The organism is Janthinobacterium sp. PSPC1-1, assembly GCF_049897625.1.
Lineage (GTDB): Bacteria > Pseudomonadota > Gammaproteobacteria > Burkholderiales > Burkholderiaceae_D > Janthinobacterium > Janthinobacterium tructae.
On sequence record NZ_JAFCWP010000001.1, the window covers coordinates 721,114 to 740,245 of the forward strand.

General features: G+C 62.7%; 20 protein-coding genes and 1 riboswitch. Of the genes, 9 read left to right on the forward strand and 11 right to left on the reverse strand.

From position 1 onward, the window contains the following. Positions 1 to 19 precede the first annotated feature (19 nt). On the forward strand, positions 20 to 553 hold the full coding sequence (locus ACP7EG_RS03230; RefSeq protein ID WP_426086398.1) for a hypothetical protein: 534 nt from the start codon (positions 20 to 22) through the stop codon (positions 551 to 553). Positions 554 to 580: 27 nt separating this feature from the next. Here ACP7EG_RS03230 and ACP7EG_RS03235 read toward each other — a convergent pair whose 3' ends face one another. From ACP7EG_RS03235 to ACP7EG_RS03245, 3 genes are all read right to left on the reverse strand, one after another. Then, entirely contained in the window at positions 581 to 1,072 is a 492-nt protein-coding gene (locus tag ACP7EG_RS03235) for a hypothetical protein (protein ID WP_426086400.1), read from the reverse strand. Between the two features lie 87 nt (positions 1,073 to 1,159). Further along, a complete protein-coding gene (locus ACP7EG_RS03240) occupies positions 1,160 to 1,774 on the reverse strand; it encodes a class I SAM-dependent methyltransferase (RefSeq protein ID WP_426086401.1) in 615 nt (204 codons plus the stop codon). 58 nt (positions 1,775 to 1,832) lie between these two features. Beyond that, complete coding sequence (locus ACP7EG_RS03245) at positions 1,833 to 2,471, reverse strand: TetR/AcrR family transcriptional regulator (RefSeq protein ID WP_426086402.1); 639 nt, start codon at positions 2,469 to 2,471, stop codon at positions 1,833 to 1,835. 67 nt (positions 2,472 to 2,538) lie between these two features. Here ACP7EG_RS03245 and ACP7EG_RS03250 point away from each other — a divergent pair, with 67 nt between their 5' ends. From ACP7EG_RS03250 to ACP7EG_RS03260, 3 genes are all read left to right on the forward strand, one after another. Beyond that, positions 2,539 to 3,057: a DUF2867 domain-containing protein gene (locus ACP7EG_RS03250; RefSeq protein WP_426086403.1), complete on the forward strand. Its 519-nt coding sequence runs from the start codon at positions 2,539 to 2,541 to the stop codon at positions 3,055 to 3,057. 85 nt (positions 3,058 to 3,142) lie between these two features. Further along, complete coding sequence (pnuC, locus tag ACP7EG_RS03255) at positions 3,143 to 3,754, forward strand: nicotinamide riboside transporter PnuC (RefSeq protein WP_426086404.1); 612 nt, start codon at positions 3,143 to 3,145, stop codon at positions 3,752 to 3,754. Then, positions 3,754 to 4,302: an AAA family ATPase gene (locus ACP7EG_RS03260; RefSeq protein WP_426087126.1), complete on the forward strand. Its 549-nt coding sequence runs from the start codon at positions 3,754 to 3,756 to the stop codon at positions 4,300 to 4,302. The genes pnuC and ACP7EG_RS03260 overlap by 1 nt, the downstream gene beginning before the upstream one ends. Here ACP7EG_RS03260 and ACP7EG_RS03265 read toward each other — a convergent pair. Together ACP7EG_RS03265 and ACP7EG_RS03270 are read right to left on the reverse strand one after the other, a co-directional pair. Further along, positions 4,299 to 6,443 carry a TonB-dependent siderophore receptor gene (locus ACP7EG_RS03265; protein ID WP_426086405.1) on the reverse strand — a complete coding sequence of 715 codons (2,145 nt, stop codon included), beginning with the start codon at positions 6,441 to 6,443 and terminating at the stop codon, positions 4,299 to 4,301. The two genes, ACP7EG_RS03260 and ACP7EG_RS03265, sit on opposite strands and share 4 nt — an antisense overlap. A gap of 87 nt (positions 6,444 to 6,530) precedes the next feature. Beyond that, a riboswitch (TPP riboswitch) is annotated at positions 6,531 to 6,628 on the reverse strand. Positions 6,629 to 6,694: 66 nt separating this feature from the next. Next, on the reverse strand, positions 6,695 to 7,852 hold the full coding sequence (locus ACP7EG_RS03270; RefSeq protein ID WP_426086406.1) for an iron-containing alcohol dehydrogenase: 1,158 nt from the start codon (positions 7,850 to 7,852) through the stop codon (positions 6,695 to 6,697). A gap of 142 nt (positions 7,853 to 7,994) precedes the next feature. Between ACP7EG_RS03270 and ACP7EG_RS03275 the strand changes: the two genes are divergently transcribed. Together ACP7EG_RS03275 and ACP7EG_RS03280 are read left to right on the forward strand one after the other, a co-directional pair. Next, positions 7,995 to 8,300 carry a hypothetical protein gene (locus ACP7EG_RS03275; protein WP_243136503.1) on the forward strand — a complete coding sequence of 102 codons (306 nt, stop codon included), beginning with the start codon at positions 7,995 to 7,997 and terminating at the stop codon, positions 8,298 to 8,300. Between the two features lie 93 nt (positions 8,301 to 8,393). Further along, on the forward strand, positions 8,394 to 8,873 hold the full coding sequence (locus ACP7EG_RS03280; protein WP_426086407.1) for an Imm26 family immunity protein: 480 nt from the start codon (positions 8,394 to 8,396) through the stop codon (positions 8,871 to 8,873). Between the two features lie 153 nt (positions 8,874 to 9,026). On the opposite strand, the gene ACP7EG_RS03285 is transcribed toward ACP7EG_RS03280, so the two are convergent. Continuing rightward, a complete protein-coding gene (locus ACP7EG_RS03285) occupies positions 9,027 to 10,385 on the reverse strand; it encodes an ATP-binding protein (RefSeq protein WP_426086408.1) in 1,359 nt (452 codons plus the stop codon). 13 nt (positions 10,386 to 10,398) lie between these two features. Then, complete coding sequence (ompR, locus tag ACP7EG_RS03290; RefSeq protein WP_232730910.1) at positions 10,399 to 11,100, reverse strand: two-component system response regulator OmpR; 702 nt, start codon at positions 11,098 to 11,100, stop codon at positions 10,399 to 10,401. A gap of 264 nt (positions 11,101 to 11,364) precedes the next feature. Between ompR and ACP7EG_RS03295 the strand changes: the two genes are divergently transcribed. Next, positions 11,365 to 11,754, forward strand: a complete 390-nt coding sequence (locus ACP7EG_RS03295; protein WP_099763075.1) for a hypothetical protein — start codon at positions 11,365 to 11,367, stop codon at positions 11,752 to 11,754. 161 nt (positions 11,755 to 11,915) lie between these two features. Continuing rightward, positions 11,916 to 13,775 carry a flagellar assembly protein A gene (locus ACP7EG_RS03300; RefSeq protein ID WP_426086409.1) on the forward strand — a complete coding sequence of 620 codons (1,860 nt, stop codon included), beginning with the start codon at positions 11,916 to 11,918 and terminating at the stop codon, positions 13,773 to 13,775. Here the strand turns inward: ACP7EG_RS03300 and arfB are convergent, their stop codons facing one another. Then, positions 13,776 to 14,174: an alternative ribosome rescue aminoacyl-tRNA hydrolase ArfB gene (gene arfB, locus ACP7EG_RS03305; RefSeq protein WP_034779396.1), complete on the reverse strand. Its 399-nt coding sequence runs from the start codon at positions 14,172 to 14,174 to the stop codon at positions 13,776 to 13,778. Positions 14,175 to 14,370: 196 nt separating this feature from the next. Here arfB and ACP7EG_RS03310 point away from each other — a divergent pair, with 196 nt between their 5' ends. Beyond that, positions 14,371 to 14,871: a chemotaxis protein CheW gene (locus ACP7EG_RS03310; RefSeq protein WP_426086410.1), complete on the forward strand. Its 501-nt coding sequence runs from the start codon at positions 14,371 to 14,373 to the stop codon at positions 14,869 to 14,871. Positions 14,872 to 14,910: 39 nt separating this feature from the next. Here the strand turns inward: ACP7EG_RS03310 and ACP7EG_RS03315 are convergent, their stop codons facing one another. The 3 genes from ACP7EG_RS03315 to dapE form a co-directional block, all read right to left on the reverse strand. Next, entirely contained in the window at positions 14,911 to 16,905 is a 1,995-nt protein-coding gene (locus ACP7EG_RS03315; RefSeq protein WP_099763078.1) for an ATP-binding cassette domain-containing protein, read from the reverse strand. A gap of 136 nt (positions 16,906 to 17,041) precedes the next feature. Continuing rightward, positions 17,042 to 17,932 carry a 50S ribosomal protein L3 N(5)-glutamine methyltransferase gene (prmB, locus tag ACP7EG_RS03320; protein ID WP_426086411.1) on the reverse strand — a complete coding sequence of 297 codons (891 nt, stop codon included), beginning with the start codon at positions 17,930 to 17,932 and terminating at the stop codon, positions 17,042 to 17,044. Between the two features lie 56 nt (positions 17,933 to 17,988). After that, positions 17,989 to 19,125, reverse strand: a complete 1,137-nt coding sequence (gene dapE, locus ACP7EG_RS03325; protein ID WP_426086413.1) for a succinyl-diaminopimelate desuccinylase — start codon at positions 19,123 to 19,125, stop codon at positions 17,989 to 17,991. Between the last annotated feature and the right edge of the window lie 7 nt (positions 19,126 to 19,132).

Here is a 19,132-nt window from a genome sequence, read left to right on the forward strand (position 1 = left end):
TCTTTTTCGACAGGTTCCCATGCCCCAGACTTCCGATTTGCCGCCGGATTGGCACGCATTTGAAACGGCCTATGACGTTGAAGCAACCTGGTTCAGGCTGGCCAGCGCCTCGCTGGCGCTGCTGGGCGCGTCCGCTTTCAAGGATCAGCCATTTTCAGCCTTTGCCTTCAATGCCGTATCGTTCCCATCCCTTTCGCTGAGCTTTGACACCGATCCCGATAACCGGGAGCGCGATGACTATCCTCCGGACTGGTCGAACGAGTGCATGGAAGACGATGTACCGGAAATTGGTCAACTGTGGGAGGAGGGCCACGCAAGGATCGAAGGTGCGCTGCGCGAGCTGATCGACGCTGCTGATGACGAATTGCTCTGCGCCATCGAAGAGGGCTATCTGCACAGCCTGAGGAAAACCATGGTGCGGCTGGAAACGAGCCATTGTTTCGAGCAGATCAAGACGTGCACGCCGTTCTGGACCGTGGTCACGCAAGTCGATGCCGATACGGATGAAGAGGAGCGCCTGCTCGAGCAGGTGCGCCAGCGTCTCCTGACGTGAGCATCCGCCGCCATTGCCGGCCGCCTTCTATATCAGGGCTTTCCAGCGCATGATTTCCCCGTCCGTCAGCGTCGGCCCCCAGCCGCCGCCCAGCGCCGCATCGTGCTGCACATAGTGCGCAAGCTGCGGCACCGCCACGTCATGTTTGCCGCAGATATCAATGACGGCTTCCAGCTGCTGCCTGCTTGCTGGAAGGTCATCGCCATACCAGGTGCAGGCGCTCGTTTCCAGCACGTGCTGAACAAGTTCCTCCAGCGCGCCAAGCAGGTGCCCGGGTATGGCCATGCGTACGTCCTCCGGCCAGGGGTCTCCCATGCCCGTCACTGCCAAGGATGCAAAGCCGCGTTCCCAGGCTGCAAAATCCCCAGGCTCGACCTGCGCCACTTCCCACACGTGCCTGGCGAACGCAGACAATGCAGGATGGTGAATATCAAAGCGCTGGAAAAAGCGTTGCAGGCATGTCACCGCAATGCATTGCCTGGCAATCACGGAGAGCGTATCTATCGATATGTCATGCATAAATAATGGTGTTTCAAAAAAATAATGGCTAGCCTCGGCTGAATGCGCGCCTTGTCAACGCCCTGGCGCACGCTGCTTCAGCTCGAATCATTTCTCAAAGACAATCCAGGACCAGCTTACCCCCGCCTGGCGATTCTGCTGCTGAACGGATGGCGCCTGCGTACTCAACATCAATTTGAGCTGATATTGCATCGCGAGGTTTATTGTTTCATTGGCAGAGACATCAAAGATGCGACGGCCTTCAGGGGCTGGGCCATGCCTCAGGGACATGACGAGCATGGCGCCGGGCTTGAGCAACTTGCTGATATTGCCCATCGCCTCGATCCTTTCTTCCGTTGCCAGATGCATCCAGACGGCCGCGACGACAATAAGGTCATACTTGGCAGGACGCGCTCCTAGCGTGGAAAGAGCTGGGAGGCTGTCGTTCACCCATTCTATGTTGGCCAGGGCATGTGCCTTCATGCCCGCCTCGCGGAAGGCTGCAACGGGCTCAAGCGCGGTCACTTTGTGGCCTGAGCTTGCAAGCCACGCCGCGTCGCCGCCTGTCCCGGCGCCGATGTCGAGCACGGCGCTTGATATCGTCGGCAAGAGATGACTGACGGGCCGGTATTTATCAAGGAATGTAACGTTGTCGTATCGTGCAATGAGCTGCCCTGCGTTTTCTGCATAGCCCTCGGTGCCCGGGACAGTAGATGAGTCCATGGGATCCTGCATTTCCTGCATTATCAGTCGGCTCCTCTGGCGATGTTCATTTCTGCAGTCATAACGGCTTTTCTTCCGCTTGCTGATGCGCCTGCCGCAACGCCGCCACCGGCAACTGAAAAAAGCGCGGCACCATCGCTGGCGATAGCTCGTCGCCGCTGTCCGCCATGACCAAGCGACCGCTCAGCAGCAGCATCACGTAGCCGTGCCCCAGCGACCAGCCGGCGCTGGCGGCGGCCTTGTCCCAGCGCGCATCGAGGCCCGCTTCGCGCACGGCGGCGCCGGCCGTCTGCAGCACATATTGGAAGCACGCTTGCGCCGCTTCCTGCAGGGCGGGGAACTGGCGCACGTCCTGGTGCTCGAACATCAGCCGGTAGTGGGCAGGCGCTGCCAGGGCGAATTCGATGTATTGCTGGCCCAGCAGCTGAAAACGCTGCTCGGCAGGCAGGCTGCCCGGCGGCGGCAATTCCGTTTCCCATTTGGCGATCAGGCTGGCGAAGCCGGCCGCCGCCACATCGGCCAGCAAGGCTTCCTTGCTGGGGAAGTGGCGGTACACGGCGGCGATCGATACGCCCACCGTGCGCGCCAGTTCGCGCAGCGACAGGGCGGCGTCGTGCTGCTGCGCCAGTTGCGCGATGGCGGTGGCGACCAGGGTGTCGCGCAAGTTGCCGTGGTGATAGGTGCTCGTTGTTGTCATTCTATGTTATCGCTGTTCACATTGTCGTGTATGATGGCCATGTTATCACTGAACACATGGAGAGCACATGCAAGAGATGAACATCGCCGTCCGCGCCGTGGCCTTGCCGCCCGGCGCCAGCATCGCCCCCTTGTACCCGGGCAGCAACCTGGCCGATGCGTATGCCGTCGACCTGCCGACTGCGCGCGCCCGCGAACTGGACATGGAAAGCCTGGCGCGCCAGCTGCTGGGCAGCCAGCCGGGCTGGGCGCAGAGCCTGATGGTGCTGCGCGACGCCATCGTGGCGCGCTTCGGCATCCGGACGGCAAAGCAGATGGAAGCCAGGCCAGGCAAACGCATCGGTATCTTCCGCATCTTTGCCGTCAGCGACGACGAGATCATCGTGGGCGAGGATGACAGCCACCTGGACTTCCGCTTGGCGGTGCTGCGCAACCGCGACACGGGGCGGCATGGCTGCGTGACCGTGGCCAGCGTCGTGCATTGCCACAACTGGGTGGGGCGCGCCTATATCCTGCTGATCCGGCCTTTCCACAAGCTGATCGTGCAGCGTTCGCTGGCGCGCGCCGCCAAGGGTGGCTTTGCCTGAGGGGGAAGGGGCGTGACGGCGCGGGCAATCTTGCTTATTCATGGCCGGTATTGCATACTGCGCCACCAGCCTCATCACGATTCCCATGAACGATACGCTTCTCCTGCTGGGTTTTGCCACCACGCCGCTTGAACTGATTTCCTTTGTCCTGGCACTGACAACCGTTGCGCTGAATATCCGCCAGAATCACTGGGCGTGGCTGTTCGCCATCATTTCCTCGGCCGCCTACGGTTTCGTGTTTTTCGAGTCGCGCCTGTACGGCGACATGGCCTTGCAACTGCTGTTCATCAGCGTCTCGTTCTGGGGCTGGTACCAGTGGCTGCATCCAGCCAGCGGCGGCAAGATCCTGCCCGTCACGCGCCTCGATGGCCGCGGCTGGCTGGCCTGCGCCGCGGGCTGGCTGATCGGTTTCCTGCTGATTGCCTGGCTGCTGACGACGACGGACACGGACGTGCCGCATGCGGATGGTTTCCTCACGGCAGGTAGCCTGGTCGGGCAATTCCTGTTGTCGCGCAAGAAGCTGGAAAACTGGATCGCCTGGATCGTCGTCGATGTGCTGTATGTCTGGTTGTACCTGCACAAGGGCCTGACCCTGACGGCCGTGCTGTATGGCTTCTTCGTCGTGATGGCCATCATCGGCTTGCTGGCGTGGAAAAAGTCGGCACCGGCCGCGCCCGATGCGATGGTCCTCAAGTGATGGCGCCTTGCGTGCGCGTGGCGATCCTGGGCGCGGAATCGTCGGGCAAGTCGACCCTGGCGGCCGCCCTGGCCGAGTGCTACGGCACCGTCTGGGTGCCGGAATACTTGCGCGAATTCGTGGCAACGCAGGGCAGGGTGCCCGTCGCGGCCGACCAGTATGGTATTGCGCGTACGCAAGTCGAACGCGAAGCGGCAGCCGCCGCCCAAGCGCGTCACTTCCTGTTTTGCGACACCACGCCCTTGATGACGGCCGTCTACAGCCGCCATTATTTTGATGGCGCCGACGCGCAGCTGGCGGCGCTGGCCGATGCCACGCAGTACGATGTGACGTTGGTGACGGCGCCCGACAGCCCGTGGGTGGCCGACGGCTTGCAGCGCGAGTCGGAAGCCGTGCGCCAGTTGATCTACCGCTACCTGCTCGACGAGCTCGACGCGCGCGGCATCGTCTACCACGTGCTGCGCGACAACCTGGAGGCGCGCCTGGAACAGGCGGCGCCTTTGCTGCGGCAGGCGCTCGCTGCAGCGCCTGCCATTTCCCTCAATTAAAAGTCAAACTGCGCCGACACCTTGAACGTGCGGCTGGCGCCCGGATACAGATAACCATCCGATTCCGGCGTCACGTCGCGCCAGTAGAACTTGTCTGCCACGTTGTTGACGCTGGCGCGCAGCACGGCTGTCTTGCCGGCAATGCGCGTGGCGTAGGCGGCGCCCAGGTTGAACACGTTGTACGACGGCACGAAAGTGGTGTTGTTGTACTCAAACGCTTTCTTGCCCGCATATTCCCAGCTGCCATTCACGCTCAAGCCCGCCACCTGTTGCACGGCATAATCCGCATGCACGGCCGCCTTGAAGGCGGGCACGTTCGGTACGCGCTTGCCATCGAGCGACGCTTCGCCCGTGTTCGATTGCTGGCTGTTCAGGGCCGTCAGCGAGACGCCCAGGTTCAGGTCGCGGGTCGCTTTGCCTTGCGCGGATAATTCCAGGCCACGGTGCTGCGCCTGGCCTTCACGCACGAAGTAGCCGGCGGCGTTCTGGAATTCCAGGCCCTTGCGGATCTGGAACAGGCTGGCCGCCAGCATGAAGTCCGGCGTCACATCCATCTTCACGCCCAATTCGATCTGCTTCGAGCGGCTGGGTGTCAGCTCTTCGTTGGCATTCATCGCCTTGCGGTCGGCCGTGCCGCCATGTTCCATGCCCTGCGAGTAGGCCGCATACACGGAGACATTGTCGAGCGGGGTGTAGACGAGCGATACGTTGGGCAGCAGGAAGTCATGCTTGGCGCGGATTTCCTTGTCGGCCTTCAAGACATACTGGTAGCCGTCGACATTGATATGGCGCAAGCCGCCATGCAGCTTCCAGTTTTGGGCCAGGCTGACGATGTCCTGCACGAAGACGGAGTTTTCCGTATCCTTGCGCACCAGGTGCACGGGGCCCGTGACGCCGGGCGACGTGCCGACGATCTGCGGCTGATAGATGTTGCTCACGCCCACCCAGTCGTACACGTACAGGCCGGCGCGGTCCTTGCGGCGGAAGGTCGAGACGCCGGCCGTGAAGTCATGGCGCAGGGCGCCGGTGGCGAACTTGCCCTGGATCATGGCTTGTGCGCTCAGGGGCTTTTTCGTCTCGCCCAGGCTGCGGTAGTCGTACACGTCATAGTCGCCATTGCCGCAGAAGCCAGGGTACAGGTCTTGCCCGCTGCAACCATACGGGAAGGCGGTGTAGTCATCGCGCTTGAACGAGTGCTGGTTGGCCGACAAGGTGGCGTGCCAGTCGTCATTGAAGGCGTACTGGAAGCGCAGGCCGATATTGCTGGTGACGGTTTCCACGGGGCGCGTCCACGGCTGCAGGTTGAGCATGGCGTCGGCGCTGATGCCGGTCGGCAAGGTGGTGTTATTCAGCAGCTGGAAGCCGGGCGCCGTGGCCTGCGCCTTGTCCTGGTAGTCGGCATCGATTTGCAGCAGCGCTTGCGGCGAGATCTGCCAGTCGAAGGCGCCGGAAATGAACTTGCGGTTGCCGTCCGCACCCTTGATGTAGGAGCGCAGGCGTTCGGCTGCCACGTTGACCCGGTAGCCGAAGCGCGTGTCTTCCAGTCGTCCGCCCAGGTCGACGGCGCCGTACAGGGTGCCCCGCTCGCGCGTTTCCACGGTGACCGTGCGCAGCGGCGCGCTAGTCGGGCGCTTGACGATGAAGTCGATCACGCCGCCCGGCGCGGCCACGCCTGCCTGCAAGCCGGCCAGGCCCTTCAGGACTTCGATGCGTTCCTTGTTTTCCAGCGGTATTTGCGTGTCGCCGGGAATGGCCACGCCATCCTTGCGGTAGCTGGAATTGTTGTCGAGCTTGAAGCCACGGATGGAAAATTGCTCCGCATAGCCGACGGCGTTGTAGGCGTCGTTGATGCTGGTGTCGAGCTTGACGGCATCGCTGAGATTGCGTATTTGCAAGTCCTGCATGTCTTTTTGCGAAATGACGGTGACGGACGCGGGTGTCTGCAGCAGCGGCGCGTCGGAAAAGCCGCCCACGGAAGCGCGCTTGGCGGCAGGCGCCTTGCTGGCCGTGACGACGACTTCAGCCATGCTTTGCGTGTCGGCCGGCGCTTCTGCGGTGTCATTCGCGGCCAGGGCGGGCGCGGAAAACGCGTGCAGGATGGCCAGGGTCAAAACGGAAATAGATAAATTCGGTGTGGACATAGATTGCTCGTGGTTCAAGCCGCCTCTAGGGAAAGAGCACGGCAGGCTGCTTGTTCGGCTGGCGCCAACGCAGGAGCTATCAAAGGAGGGAGGTACTTTGCGCTTTCCTTCGCTGGCATTATCCAGATCAGGTACGAAGGGTATCTCTCACCCGGATGACTGCTCCAGGACCCCTAGCGAAATGACAGCTTAGCATGAAGCACGGCCAGCTGTCCCGCTGGCTGACCGTTTTACAACAGTGTGGTGCGAATCTACAAACTGAGTTCGAGCACCTTGCGGCTGACCGCAGGCGTCACTTCGCGCTGTTCGCCCAGCGCCGTCATGCCGTGCGCTTCCAGGGCGGCGACGACGGCGTCCACGCTGGCATGGTTCAGGCCGTAGTCGGCCAGGCGCGTCTTGACACCCATGTGGCGGAAGAAGAATTCCGTGCGCGCGATGGCTGCCTCGATGCGGCCATCCTCGTCGCCACCGTCCAGGCCCCAGACGCGGGCCGCGTATTGCAGCAGCTTGGCGCGCTTGGCCTGCTTGCGCACGCGCAGCATGCTGGGCAGGATGATGGCCAGCGTTTGCGCATGATCGAGCTCGTACAGGGCCGTCAATTCGTGGCCGATGGCGTGCGTGGACCAGTCTTGCGGCACGCCCACGCCGATCAGGCCGTTCAAGGCCAGGGTGGCACTCCACATCACGTTGGCGCGCACGTCGTAGTCGTCCGGGTGCGACAGGGCTTTCGGGCCTTCCTCGATCAGGGTCAGCAGGATGCCTTCGGCGAAGCGGTCCTGCACTGACGCGTTCACGGGGGTGGTCAGATACTGTTCCATCACATGCGCAAACGCATCGACGACGCCATTGCCCACCTGGCGCAGCGGCAAGGTGAACGTTTTCGACGGGTCCAGCACCGAGAACTTCGGATACACCTTGCGGCTCATGAACGAGCGCTTTTCCTGCGTGGCCTTGCGCGTAATCACGGCCGAGCCATTCATTTCGGAACCGGTAGCCGGCAAAGTGAGCACTGTGCCGAAGGGCAGGGCGGCCTCGACGATTTTGCCGCCTTTCGCCAGGATGTCCCACGCCTCGCCCTCATGCAGGGCGGCGGCGGCGATGAGCTTGGTGCCATCGACCACGGAGCCGCCGCCGACGGCCAGCAGGAAATCGATGCGCTCGCTTTTCACGAGGGCCACGGCCTGCATCAGGGTTTCATAGCTGGGATTGGGTTCGATGCCGGCAAATTCCAGCACCGTGTGGCCGGCCAGCGCCGCCCTGACTTCATCGTAGACGCCGTTGCGCTTGATGCTGCCGCCGCCGTAGGTCATCAGGACCCGCGCCTGCGGCGGGATCAGGCCGGCGATGGCGGCGATCTGGCCCTGGCCGAAGAGGATTTGCGTTGGATTGTAAAAGTCGAAATTGAACATGGGGCTCCCGCTGCCGAGGTTTAGGCTGTTGCTGAGTCATGATTATGGCCGAACGGGTGGAAACGTGTCGTGGACGCTTGAGCTTTTCGCCCGCGCGGTGGAGAATGCAGCCGATGTCACCACCACGCGAAAAGGAATGCGCATGACCACCGTCCCACTGGAAGAATCGGGTTTGCCGGCCACGGCACTCGACATGCACCGCGCCATCGGCGCCACCATCGCCGCGCTGCACGCGCTGGACTTGAACAGCCAGCGTTTCGAGGCGTGCACGGACCCGGAACTGCGCCGCGTGCTCGCGCATGCGGGCGACACCAGCCGCAAGGAAGCGGCCATGCTGCTCGAATGGATGCGCCGCCGCGACGCGCGCCTGGATACGGCCATGAAGGAAGCGCTGTTCAAGGCGGGGCCGATTGTTGCCCAGTATCACTATGACGAGAAAATAGTGTAACTATTGGTTTGTTGCTGGGGCGTACCATGCGCCACATAGCCCTTGCTTCGCGTAGACTGTGCCCCGAACACGATTTTGGGGGAGTTTGCAGAAATGAAATCATTACCATACCGGGAAGGCAGCTGGTTTGCTGTGCCCTTGCCGGGCGGCGGCTATGCCGTCGGCGTGGTGGCGCGCCGCGCGCCCGCCGGGCGCATCATGCTGGCGTATATGTTCGGGCCGAAGCGCGACAGCCTGCCTGCGCTGGAAGAACTGGAAGGCTTGCGGCCGGAACAGGCCGTGCGCCGCCTGCGCACGGGCGACATGGCCCTGCTCAACGAGCGCTGGCCCCTGCTGGGCGACAGCCCCCACTGGGAGCGCGATGCCTGGCCCATGCCGGCCTTTATCCGCCGCAATGAATCCTTGCAGCGCGCCTGGCGTGCCAGCTATGCGGATGCCGACCCTGCCAAGCTGAACCGTGAGGAATCGATCCCCTTCGATACGCCGGGCATGGAAAGCGATTCCCTCTACGGCTATGGGGCGACGGAATTGTTGATGAATAAATTGCTGGCGCAGGAAGCGGCGTCGGTTTGACCGTTGTGGGGCAGCGTAGGTCGGATTAGGCCGTAAGGCCGTAATCCGACAACATTGTTGGCTGTTCTTGTCGGATTACGCGGTTCCCGCTAATCCGACCTACATCGCCTGCACCGCTGGCGCAAACACCGGAGTGAGCAGGCCCGATTATTTTTACGCCGCTGGCAAACTGATCTGAAACGCCAGGCCGCCGCCTTCGCGGTTGCGCACCTGCAATTCGGCGCCATGGCGCAGCAGCACGCGGTCGACGATGGCCAGGCCCAGACCGGCGCCATTTGCCTGCCCGCGCGCCGTGTCGAGGCGGGTGAACGGTTTCATCAGTTGCTCGATCTTTTCTGCCGGCACGCCCGTGCCGTGGTCTTGCACCTCGATGATCACCTTTTTCACGCCGTGGCTGGTGCGCACATGGCAGGCGATATCGATTTCCGTCACGTCGCTGTCCGGCGTCTTGCCATAGCGGCGCGCATTCTCGATCAGGTTGTTCAGCACGCGGCGCAAGTCGGTGGGGTTGCCCATCGCATGCGCGCCTTCGGCGATGCTGGCGTTGATTTTCACGTCCGGCAGGCGCATCGCTTCGCGCGTCATGTCGAGCAGCAAGCCGCTCAGGTCAACGTCCGTAAAGCTCGACGTTTCCGTCGGCTTGGCATAGTCGAGGAACTGGCCGATGATGGCGTCCATCTGCCCGATATCGGACTGGATGCCTTCGCGCGCTTCGTCCGACAGGTTGGCCATTTCCACTTCCAGCTGCATGCGCGCCAGCGGCGTGCGCAAGTCGTGCGAAATGCCCGCCAAAATCACGGCACGGTCCGATTCCACCTGCTTCAAATCATCGACCATCTGGTTGAAGCTGCGGTTCGCCTCGATGATTTCGATCGGGCCTTTTTCCGGCAGCGGCGCCGGCTGCTTGCCCTTGGCGATGTCGCGCGCGGCCGCCGTCAAGCGCGACAGCGGCAGATTGATCAGGCTGGAAATGATGGCTGCGCCCAGCAGGGACAGCAGGGACACCAGGCTGGCCCAGCCCAGCCACTGGAAGCCCGTCAGGCCACGCAGGCGCTCGCGGTCCAGCATCAGCCAGTATTCATCGTCGTCGATCTTGAAGCTGACCCAGAAACCGGCCACGCCGTTGACGCGCGCGGAAAAGCGCGTGTCCTTGCCCAGCTTGGCTTTCACCTGCGCCTCGATCTCGGGCATCAGGTAATTGTCGGGCGGCGGCTCGATGCGGTCGTCCTCTTCCAGCGAGAAGATGCGGATGCCTTCATTGCTGACGAGGTCGAACAGCAGCTCGCGCCGCAGCTCGGGCGCCGAGTGCGTCAGTGCCGCATGCGTGATGGTGACGACGGAAATGATCTGAGCGGAAATCTGCTGCGCCTGCGGCTCGCGCTGGATGACGGAAATCATGCCGATCCAGGTGATCATGCTGACCGTGGTCAAGGTGCCGAGCAGCAAAAAGGTGCGCCAGAACAAGCCGCTTTTCAGCCGTGCCAGGCTGATATCGGGAACAAGCTTCATCATGCCTCGCCTGCGATCAGCGCGGCTGTCCGTCCGGGATGAAGACGTAGCCGAGGCCCCACACGGTCTGGATGAACAGCGGGCTCGACGGATCGGGTTCGATCAGTTTGCGCAGGCGCGAGATTTGCACGTCCAGGCTGCGGTCGAACACTTCGTATTCGCGGCCGCGCGCCAGTTCCATCAGTTTTTCCCGCGACAGCGGCTGGCGCGCATGGCGGGCAAACACTTTCAGCACAGAAAATTCACCGGTGGTCAGCGGCACTGTTTCGCCACTCTTTTTCAATGTGCGCGTGCCCAGGTCCAGCACGAAGTCGCCGAATTCGAAGGTTTGCGGTGTTTCCGACGGTGCGCCCGGGATTTCATCGGGACCCTTGCGGCGCAGTACGGCGCCGATGCGGGCCACCAGTTCGCGCGGGTTGAACGGTTTTGGCAGGTAGTCGTCGGCGCCCATTTCCAGGCCCACGATACGGTCCACGTCTTCGCCCTTGGCCGTCAGCATGATGATCGGCGTCTGGTCGCCCGCGCCGCGCAGGCGGCGGCAGATCGACAGGCCGTCTTCGCCGGGCAGCATCAGGTCGAGCACCAGCAAGTCGTAGCGTTCGCGCAGCCACAGCTTGTTCATGGCCGTCGCGCTCTCTGCCGTGAAGACATTGAAACCCTGTTCGGTCAGGTAGCGGCGCAGCAAGTCGCGCAGGCGCACATCGTCATCGACCACCATGATTTTTGCCTGGTGGCCGTGGATCGATTGCGTAGGCGTGTTGCTGCCGGAAGTGGAGGTTGTGGTCATTTAAGGTGTCGTGTTATCTTATATTAGTTGCTATAGTAACGCCTCGCGTGGCGTCGGCAAGGGGGTATGGCGACCCATTACAAAGTGTTACAAACTTTACCCAATTACTCTTACTGCACCGTGTAAAGCATCATACACTGGGGCCACAGTGGAAATCAGCTTTAAGTTTATGCGGCATCGCGGAAGAGGAACTCAATGAATATCTTTACTAAAAAAATTCACACCGCTCCCAGCGCAGCTATTGCCGCACGTACGACTGTGCTGTCTGCATTTGCCGTTTGCTCCGTGTTTGCCGCCAGCCTGGCGCTGGCACAAAACCAGCCGCCGCCACGCCGTGACGACCAGCCGCAAGTGCAGGCCCAGCGCTATGAGCAGGTACAGCGCAGCAATAGCAATGATACGCGACTGCGCGAACAGCGTGACGCACGCAGTTTCGATACGCGCGCCGAAGAGCAGCGCCGCGCCAGCGAAGGCGCCGACGCCTCACGCCGCACGGGCCGCATGACGCCCGACGAGCGCCGCGACCTGCGCCGCCAGATCAACGAAGTGGGCCAGGATATTTACTCGAATCCCCCACGCCGCTAATTATTTAGACATCGCGCACCTCCATCCCACAGGGCCATCTCGCAAGACATGGCCCTGTTTGCATCTGCCCACCAACATTGTTGCTCAGTCAGGCACGCCGCCACGCCCCGTGATATTGTTCTAGTGCACTGAGACAATTCCTGGTTTTGGGGAGGCAAGTGGTGAGCGACGACGACACACCCGTTCCTGAAGCGGTCCCCGCAGGCGGCTTGCCGCGCGGCCTGGTGCAGCGCGACGAGGGCGTGTGTCTGGACCTGTCCCTGGCGCCCGCACAGTTGCGCGTCGCCATCGACCAGCTGTTCCAGTCGGGGCAGCTGCTGGCCGGTCTCGACTACGCTTTGTTCCTGCTGACCCTGTTCCATGCCCCCGCGCCCCGCGCCGCGCCCAAGAGCGATGCCTTGCTGCGCATTGCCGCCTGCGTGGCGCCATTTCCGCCCCAGCGCCGTGCGTTGTATAAACAAATCAAGATTCGTGGCGACAGCGCCGAGTTCTACTTTGAAGCGCTGTCGCCTGACGCGGATGGCCAGGTGCCGGCGCGCCGCGAGTTTGACGAGCTGGTGGCCGACCTGTGGTGCAAGGGCGTGCACTATGGCATCGATGGTGCGGCCGTGCGCGCCATTCTCGGCAGCGGCAAGGCCGAGCGCATCACGGTGGCGCGCGCACTGGCGCCGCAGCCGGGGCGCGACGCCCAGCTGGTCGAAGTGTCGCAAGGCATCCACCGCAACGATGCGCCGCGCGAACGCTCCGATGGCCGCCTGGATTTACTCAGTTTCAAGAACCGTTTTCCGCAAGTGAAAAAACACGCGCGCCTGCTGCGGCTGCTACCGGGTGCGCCCGGCTCGCCCGGCTACGACCTGGACGGCACACTGCTGCCGCCGCCCGCGCCGCTGGAGCTGGACCCGGCGGCGGTGGCAGGGGTGGGCACGGCGGTCGAGCGCTTCAGCGATGGCGATTACGTGGTCGCCACTCAGGATGGCTATGTGAATGTCGATGCGCACGGCAAGCTCTCCATCGAAAACAAGATCGTCAGCCGCGAAGGCGTCAGCAGCCGCACCACGGGCAATTTGAAGCTGCGCGCCGCGTATGAAGAATATGGCGAAGTGCAGGAGCAGCGCCAGCTCGACGGCAGCGACATCACCATCCATGGCGACGTGTATGGCCACCTGCACTCGCATGGCGGGCTGATCCTGTTACAGCGCAACCTGGTGGGCGGCACGGCCTTCAACGAGCACGGCGACGTGCGCGTCGAGGGCGTCGCTTCCGGTTCCGTGCTGCAGGCGCTGAGCGGTGAAGTCCACATGAAGCGCGCGGAAAGCTGCGTCATCGCCGGCACGCGCGTGGTGATCGAGCATGCCAGCAATTGCGAGATCATCGCCGACGAGGTCGTCATTGAGCTGGCCGAAGGCTGCGCCGTGGCGGCACGCACCATCCGCATCGGCAGCGCTGGTCCGCGCAAGCAGGTGGAGATGCTGCTGTTCCCGCTGGTGCCCGATTTGAGCGCCCTGGACCAACAGATCGCGGAAAGCCTGGCCCGGGCCGCGCACTACCAGCAGCTGCAGCACAAGCGCCAGCAGGAAATCGATGCCATTGCGCACTTGCCAGAAGTGCGCAACTACCTGACCCTGGCGGGCCAGCTGCGGCGCGGCGAGCTGCAGCTGCAGCCGGCGCAGCAGCTGCAGTACGACAAGCTGGCGGCGCGCATCGCCCCCGTATTGAAGGAAGTGGCGCGCCTGCGGGTGGAAGTGAAACAGTCGGAAATCCTGCAGGCGCAAATGTTGGCCCTGGTGGCGCAAGTGCGCCAGCAGCGGCAGGCGACGGCCGGCCAGTCGCGCTGCAGCCTGGGTTTGGTCGACGGTGAAACGGCCGTGCGCGCCATGGTCGTGCCGCCCGGGCCGGCCAAGGTCTACGACCGGCCGCCGAAGGAGATCAAGGCGCTGTTGCGCAGCGCCACGCCGGCCACGCAGAGCGTGTTTGCGGACAGCACAGGCAGCCTGGACTGGACTTACCAGCCGCCACCCTGATCAGTCGATCACCTTGCCACGTGATTGCTTGAGGACGCTGTGCGTGCTCTTGCTGTCGAGGCGGCGCCGCTGCGAGCTGCGCGTGGGCTTGGTGGCGCGCCGCACGGCGGGCAAAAAGGTGACGCTGTCGATGATTTCCTGCAAGCGCCGCAAGGCTTCTTCCTTGTTCTGCTCCTGGCTGCGCGACTGCTGCGCCTTGAGCACCAGCACGCCATCCTTGCTGATGCGGCTGTCGCGCAGGGCCAGCAGCCGCTCCTTGTACGCTTCCGGCAGCGACGAGGCGGCGATGGGGAAGCGCAAATGGATGGCGCTGGACACCTTGTTGACATTCTGCCCGCCCGGCCCCTGGGCGCGGATGGCGGAAAATTCAACTTCAGCGGGATTGACGAGGTGTTGCATGGCCTGCCTGTGGGGAAACGATGTGGGTATTGTAAGGGAAGATGGCTGCGCCGGCGCAAGCCAGGGCAGTGTGGCTACGCATGCCTTCCGGGAAAGTTGATGTTTCTCAACGCCGCCTGCGGTGATGCTGGTTAGCATGGGGCCAACGTTGCGCCACTGCGCATCCTGGCAGCGCTTACCGGATGAAAGGAACACCATGCAGCCCACGACGACGCCTGGCGCCGCAGCAACGGCGGAACGCAGCACCGCGCAACACCTGACGCAGTACTTGAGCTTCCGGCTGGGCGGCCTGGAATACGGCCTCGATTACCGCTGCGTGCGGGAATTGCGTCCGCTGAAGGAACTCGACCGCTTTTCCTCGGAAGGGGAGGTGCTGCGCAGCGTGGCCGTCTCGCGCGGCGTGATCATCCCCATCGTCGACATGCGCGCCGCGTTCGGCAGCGCCCAGGGTACGCCCGACCCGTCCACCGACGTGATCATCTTGCAGCTGAGCAATGGCGTGATGGGCATGGTGGTCGATGGCGTCACCGACATCGTCAGCCTGGCCGCCAGCGACATCGCCGCCGTGCCCGGCCTGGGCGCGGCGGAAGCCGATTATCTGCTGGGCCTGGGCACGCTGGCGGGACGTCGGTTGATCCTCGTCGACATCGACCGCCTGATGGCGATCCGCAGCCCCGGCCCCATGCAGGCGGCATAAAAAAAGACGACCCGTGAGTCGTCTTTTGTCGTTGCTTGCTTAACCGAGCTTTTCCAGCTGATCCTGCAAATCGAGCCATTCCGCTTCCAGCTGTGCCAGGTCCTTGGTGAAGAAGGTCTGGTCGGCCAGCAATTGCTTCAGCTTGGCCTTGTTGGCGGCGTCGTAGATGGTCGGCTCGCCCAGCTTGGCTTCCGTTTCCGCCTTTTGCGCGTTGCGCTTGGCGATCTGCTCTTCCTGGCGCTTGATCTTGTTCTCGATCGGCTTGCGCAGGGCGGCGGCCTTCTGGCGGTCTTCCGCTTCCTGGCGCTTGTCGCGCACGGGCGCGGCAGGGGCGGCGGCCGCTACCGCTACTGGTGAGACGACAGGGAAGTCCGTCTTGTTGGCCTTGCCGGCGGCCGGCAGCACGTCCGTGCCCTTGCCCAGCTTGGTCTTGAACAACCAATCCTTGTAATCGTCCAGGTCGCCGTCGAACGGTTGCAGCTTGCCGTCGGCCACGATGATGAATTCGTCGGTGGTGGCGCGTAGCAAATGGCGATCATGGGACACGACGACCAGCGTGCCTTCGAACTGCGCCAGCGCTTCCGTCAGTGCTTCGCGCGTTTCCAGATCCAGATGGTTGGTCGGTTCATCGAGCAGCAGCAGGTTCGGACGCTGCCAGACGATCAGGGCCAAGGCCAGGCGGGCTTTTTCGCCGCCCGAGAACGGGGCGATCGAGGCGGTGACCATGTTGCCGGGGAAGTTGAAGCCGCCCAGGAAGTTGCGCAGTTCCTGCTCGCGCACGGTAGGGGCGATCTTCGACAGATGCCACAGTGGCGATTCGTCGTGGCGCAGCATTTCCACCTGGTGCTGGGCGAAGTAGCCGATGTTGAGGCCCTTGCCCATGGTGGCGTCGCCCGTCAGCGGCATCAGTTCGCCGGCGATGGTCTTGATCAGCGTCGATTTGCCGGCGCCGTTCTGGCCCAGCAAGCCGATGCGCTGGCCGATCTGCAGTGAAAACTTGATGCCGTTGACGATGGTTTTATGCGTGATTTCGCCCGTCGCTTCGTTTTCGATCTTGTAGCCCGCGTCGACGTCCTCCATCACCATCAGCGGGTTCGGCGCGCTCAAGGGCTCGCGGAATTCGAACGAGAATTCGGCGGCGGCGCGCAATGGCGCCAGCTCTTCCATCTTCGCCAGCGCCTTCATGCGGCTTTGCGCCTGGCGCGCCTTCGAGGCTTGCGCCTTGAAACGGTTCACGAACGATTCCAGGTGGGCACGCTTGCGCTGCTGCTTTTCCAGCGCGCCGGCGGCCAGAATCATCTGCGCCGCGCGTTGGCGCTCGAAGCTCGAATAGTTGCCCGAGTAGCGTTTCAGCTTGCGTTCGTCGATATGCACGACGACGTTGACCACTTCATCGAGGAAGTCGCGGTCATGCGAAATGATTAACAAGGTGCCGGCATAGCGCTTCAGCCAGTCTTCCAGCCAGATGATGGCGTCCAGATCCAGGTGATTGGTCGGTTCATCGAGCAGCAGCAGGTCGGACGGGCACATCAGCGCTTGCGCCAGGTTCAAGCGCATGCGCCAGCCGCCCGAGAAGCTGGCCACCGGTTGCTGCATCTGGTCCAGCGTGAAGCCCAGGCCCAGCAGCAATTGCTCGCCGCGCGACTGCACCGTGTAGGCGTCGGCATCGGCCAGCGCGCTGTACATGTTGCCGATGGCGATGCCGTTTTCCGTGCTTTCCGGTTGCGATTCGAGATGCGCCAGTTCCGCTTCCAGTTTGCGCAGGGTGATGTCGCCATCGATCGCATAGTCGAGCGCGGCACGGTCCAGCGGCGGCGTTTCCTGCGCCACGTAAGCCACGCGCCATTTGGCGGGGAAATCGATCTCGCCCTGGTCAGGGTGCAATTCGCCACGCATCATGGCGAACAGGCTCGATTTGCCCGCGCCATTGGCGCCGATCAGGCCGATCTTGTCGCCCGGATTGAGGGTGACATCGACTTGTTCGAGCAACGGTTTGATGCCGCGCATCAGGCTTACTTGTAGGAAACGTATCATTTTTTTCTTTGTAAAGGCTGGGAATGAACCCGCGCCGTAAAATTCAGGTAGGTCGGATTAGCCCGAAGGGCGTAATCCGACGGGCAGCATGCACATTTGTCGGATTACGCTACGCTAATCCGACCTGCCAAGTCGATCAAACCAGCTTGAGCTGCTCGGCCGTCAGCAGGAAGACCATGTCGTCGCCGGCGCTGGTCGTCAGCCAGGTCAGGCCCAGCTCGCCGAAGGCCGCTTCCGCGTATTCGCGTTCATTGCCGATTTCAATCATCAGGATGCCGTCGTCCGTCAGGCGTTCGGCCGCGCCGGCGATGATCTTGCGCACCAGGTCCATGCCGTCGCTGCCGCCGTCGAGGGCGATTTGCGGTTCGGCCAGGTATTCCTGGGGCAGCGTGCCCATCGACGCGGAATTCACGTACGGCGGGTTGCTGATGATCAAATCATATTTCTTGGCCGGCACGTTGGTGTACAGGTCCGATTCGATCAGCTTGACGCGATCTTGCAGTTTATACGTGTCGACGTTGCGCTTGGCCACGGCCAGCGCGTCGGCGGAAATGTCCACCGCGTCCACTGCGGCGTTGGGGAAGGCGTCGGCCATCATGATGGACAGGCAACCCGAACCGGTGCACAGTTCCAGGATGTTTTCCACCGCTTCCGGTTCCGCCACCCATGGCGAAAAGTATTCAGGAATCAGCTCGGCGATGAAGGAGCGGGGCACGATCACGCGCTCGTCGACATAGAAATTGTAGGTGCCCAGCCAGCCTTCCTTGGTGATGTAGGCGGCCGGCACGCGGTCGATGCTGCGGCGGTCGATGACCGTCATGACGCTGGCGATTTCCGACGGCAGCAGCTTGGCGTCGAGGAACGGTTCGAGCTTGTCGAGCGGCAACTTCAAAGTGTGCAGGATCAGATAGGCCGCTTCGTCGAACGCTTCGGCGCTGCCGTGGCCGAAAAACAGCTTGGCGGTATTGAAACGGGTAACGGCGTAGCGCAGCAGGTCGCGTGGCGTGGAAAACGGGTTCGGGGTCATGGCATTCTCGAAAAGACGGTGTTCTGGCCCGCCGTGACGGGCCTCGGTATTCTGGTTCAGACGGGCAGCAAATGCTCCAGCGTGCGCCGGTAAATATTCTTCAGGGGATCGATGTGGCGCAGTTCGATGTGCTCGTCGATCTTGTGAATACTTGCATTGGGCGGCCCGAATTCTATCACTTGGGGGCAGATCTGCGCGATAAACCGGCCATCCGAGGTGCCGCCCGTGGTCGACAGCTGCGTCACAATGCCCGTTTCCGCGTGAATCGCGGACGACAGCGCATCGGAGAGGGTGCCGCGCGGCGTGAGGAAGGGCAGGCCGCTCAGGGTCCACTGCATATCGTATTGCAAGTCATGCCTGTCGAGGATGGCATGCACGCGCGCTTGCAAGCTTTCCGCCGTGCTGGCCGTGGCAAAGCGGAAGTTAAAGTCGATCACCATGTCGCCGGGAATCACGTTGTTGGCGCCCGTGCCCGCGTTGATGTTGGACATTTGCCACGAGGTCGGCAGGTAATACTCGTTGCCCGCGTCCCATTTTTCCTCGACCAGGTCGGCCAGCGCCTGCGCCGCTTCATGAATCGGGTTTTTCGCCAGGTGCGGGTAGGCGATATGGCCTTGCACGCCCTTGATCGTCAATCGGCCCGACAGCGAACCGCGGCGGCCATTCTTGATCATGTCGCCCAGCTGCGCGCTCGACGTCGGCTCACCCACCAGGCAATAATCGATCTGCTCGCCCCGCGCCTTCAATTTGTCGCAGACGATGACGGTGCCGTCCGTGGCCGGGCCTTCCTCGTCGCTGGTGATCAAAAAGGCGATCGAACCCGTGTGGTCGGGCGTGGCGGCGATGAATTCCTCGCAAGCGACCACCATGGCGGCGATCGAGGTCTTCATGTCGGCCGCGCCACGGCCGTACAGCTTGCCGTCGCGCTGCGTGGGGATGAACGGCTGCGAGCGCCATTGCTCGACGGGACCGGTCGGCACCACGTCCGTATGGCCGGCAAAGACGAACACGGGGGACGTCGTGCCACGGCGTGCCCACAGATTGGTGACGTCGTTCGACTGGATCGTCTCGCAGACAAAGCCCAGCGGCGTGAGGATGTCGATCAGGTGCTGCTGGCAGCCCTTGTCATCGGGTGTGACCGAAGACAGGGCGATCAGTTTTTCGGTTAGGGCGAGGGTTTTGGAGGTGGTCATGGTGTAG

What these genes read in the sequence shown, in the direction of transcription:
- ACP7EG_RS03230 (WP_426086398.1), top strand. Translation starts at nt 20, where the DNA reads ATGCCCCAGACTTCCGATTTGCCGCCGGATTGGCACGCATTTGAAACG.
- ACP7EG_RS03235 (WP_426086400.1), bottom strand. Translation starts at nt 1,072, where the DNA reads ATGCATGACATATCGATAGATACGCTCTCCGTGATTGCCAGGCAATGC.
- ACP7EG_RS03240 (WP_426086401.1), bottom strand. Translation starts at nt 1,774, where the DNA reads ATGGACTCATCTACTGTCCCGGGCACCGAGGGCTATGCAGAAAACGCA.
- ACP7EG_RS03245 (WP_426086402.1), bottom strand. Translation starts at nt 2,471, where the DNA reads ATGACAACAACGAGCACCTATCACCACGGCAACTTGCGCGACACCCTG.
- ACP7EG_RS03250 (WP_426086403.1), top strand. Translation starts at nt 2,539, where the DNA reads ATGCAAGAGATGAACATCGCCGTCCGCGCCGTGGCCTTGCCGCCCGGC.
- pnuC (WP_426086404.1), top strand. Translation starts at nt 3,143, where the DNA reads ATGAACGATACGCTTCTCCTGCTGGGTTTTGCCACCACGCCGCTTGAA.
- ACP7EG_RS03260 (WP_426087126.1), top strand. Translation starts at nt 3,754, where the DNA reads ATGGCGCCTTGCGTGCGCGTGGCGATCCTGGGCGCGGAATCGTCGGGC.
- ACP7EG_RS03265 (WP_426086405.1), bottom strand. Translation starts at nt 6,443, where the DNA reads ATGTCCACACCGAATTTATCTATTTCCGTTTTGACCCTGGCCATCCTG.
- ACP7EG_RS03270 (WP_426086406.1), bottom strand. Translation starts at nt 7,852, where the DNA reads ATGTTCAATTTCGACTTTTACAATCCAACGCAAATCCTCTTCGGCCAG.
- ACP7EG_RS03275 (WP_243136503.1), top strand. Translation starts at nt 7,995, where the DNA reads ATGACCACCGTCCCACTGGAAGAATCGGGTTTGCCGGCCACGGCACTC.
- ACP7EG_RS03280 (WP_426086407.1), top strand. Translation starts at nt 8,394, where the DNA reads ATGAAATCATTACCATACCGGGAAGGCAGCTGGTTTGCTGTGCCCTTG.
- ACP7EG_RS03285 (WP_426086408.1), bottom strand. Translation starts at nt 10,385, where the DNA reads ATGATGAAGCTTGTTCCCGATATCAGCCTGGCACGGCTGAAAAGCGGC.
- ompR (WP_232730910.1), bottom strand. Translation starts at nt 11,100, where the DNA reads ATGGTGGTCGATGACGATGTGCGCCTGCGCGACTTGCTGCGCCGCTAC.
- ACP7EG_RS03295 (WP_099763075.1), top strand. Translation starts at nt 11,365, where the DNA reads ATGAATATCTTTACTAAAAAAATTCACACCGCTCCCAGCGCAGCTATT.
- arfB (WP_034779396.1), bottom strand. Translation starts at nt 14,174, where the DNA reads ATGCAACACCTCGTCAATCCCGCTGAAGTTGAATTTTCCGCCATCCGC.
- ACP7EG_RS03310 (WP_426086410.1), top strand. Translation starts at nt 14,371, where the DNA reads ATGCAGCCCACGACGACGCCTGGCGCCGCAGCAACGGCGGAACGCAGC.
- ACP7EG_RS03315 (WP_099763078.1), bottom strand. Translation starts at nt 16,905, where the DNA reads ATGATACGTTTCCTACAAGTAAGCCTGATGCGCGGCATCAAACCGTTG.
- prmB (WP_426086411.1), bottom strand. Translation starts at nt 17,932, where the DNA reads ATGACCCCGAACCCGTTTTCCACGCCACGCGACCTGCTGCGCTACGCC.
- dapE (WP_426086413.1), bottom strand. Translation starts at nt 19,125, where the DNA reads ATGACCACCTCCAAAACCCTCGCCCTAACCGAAAAACTGATCGCCCTG.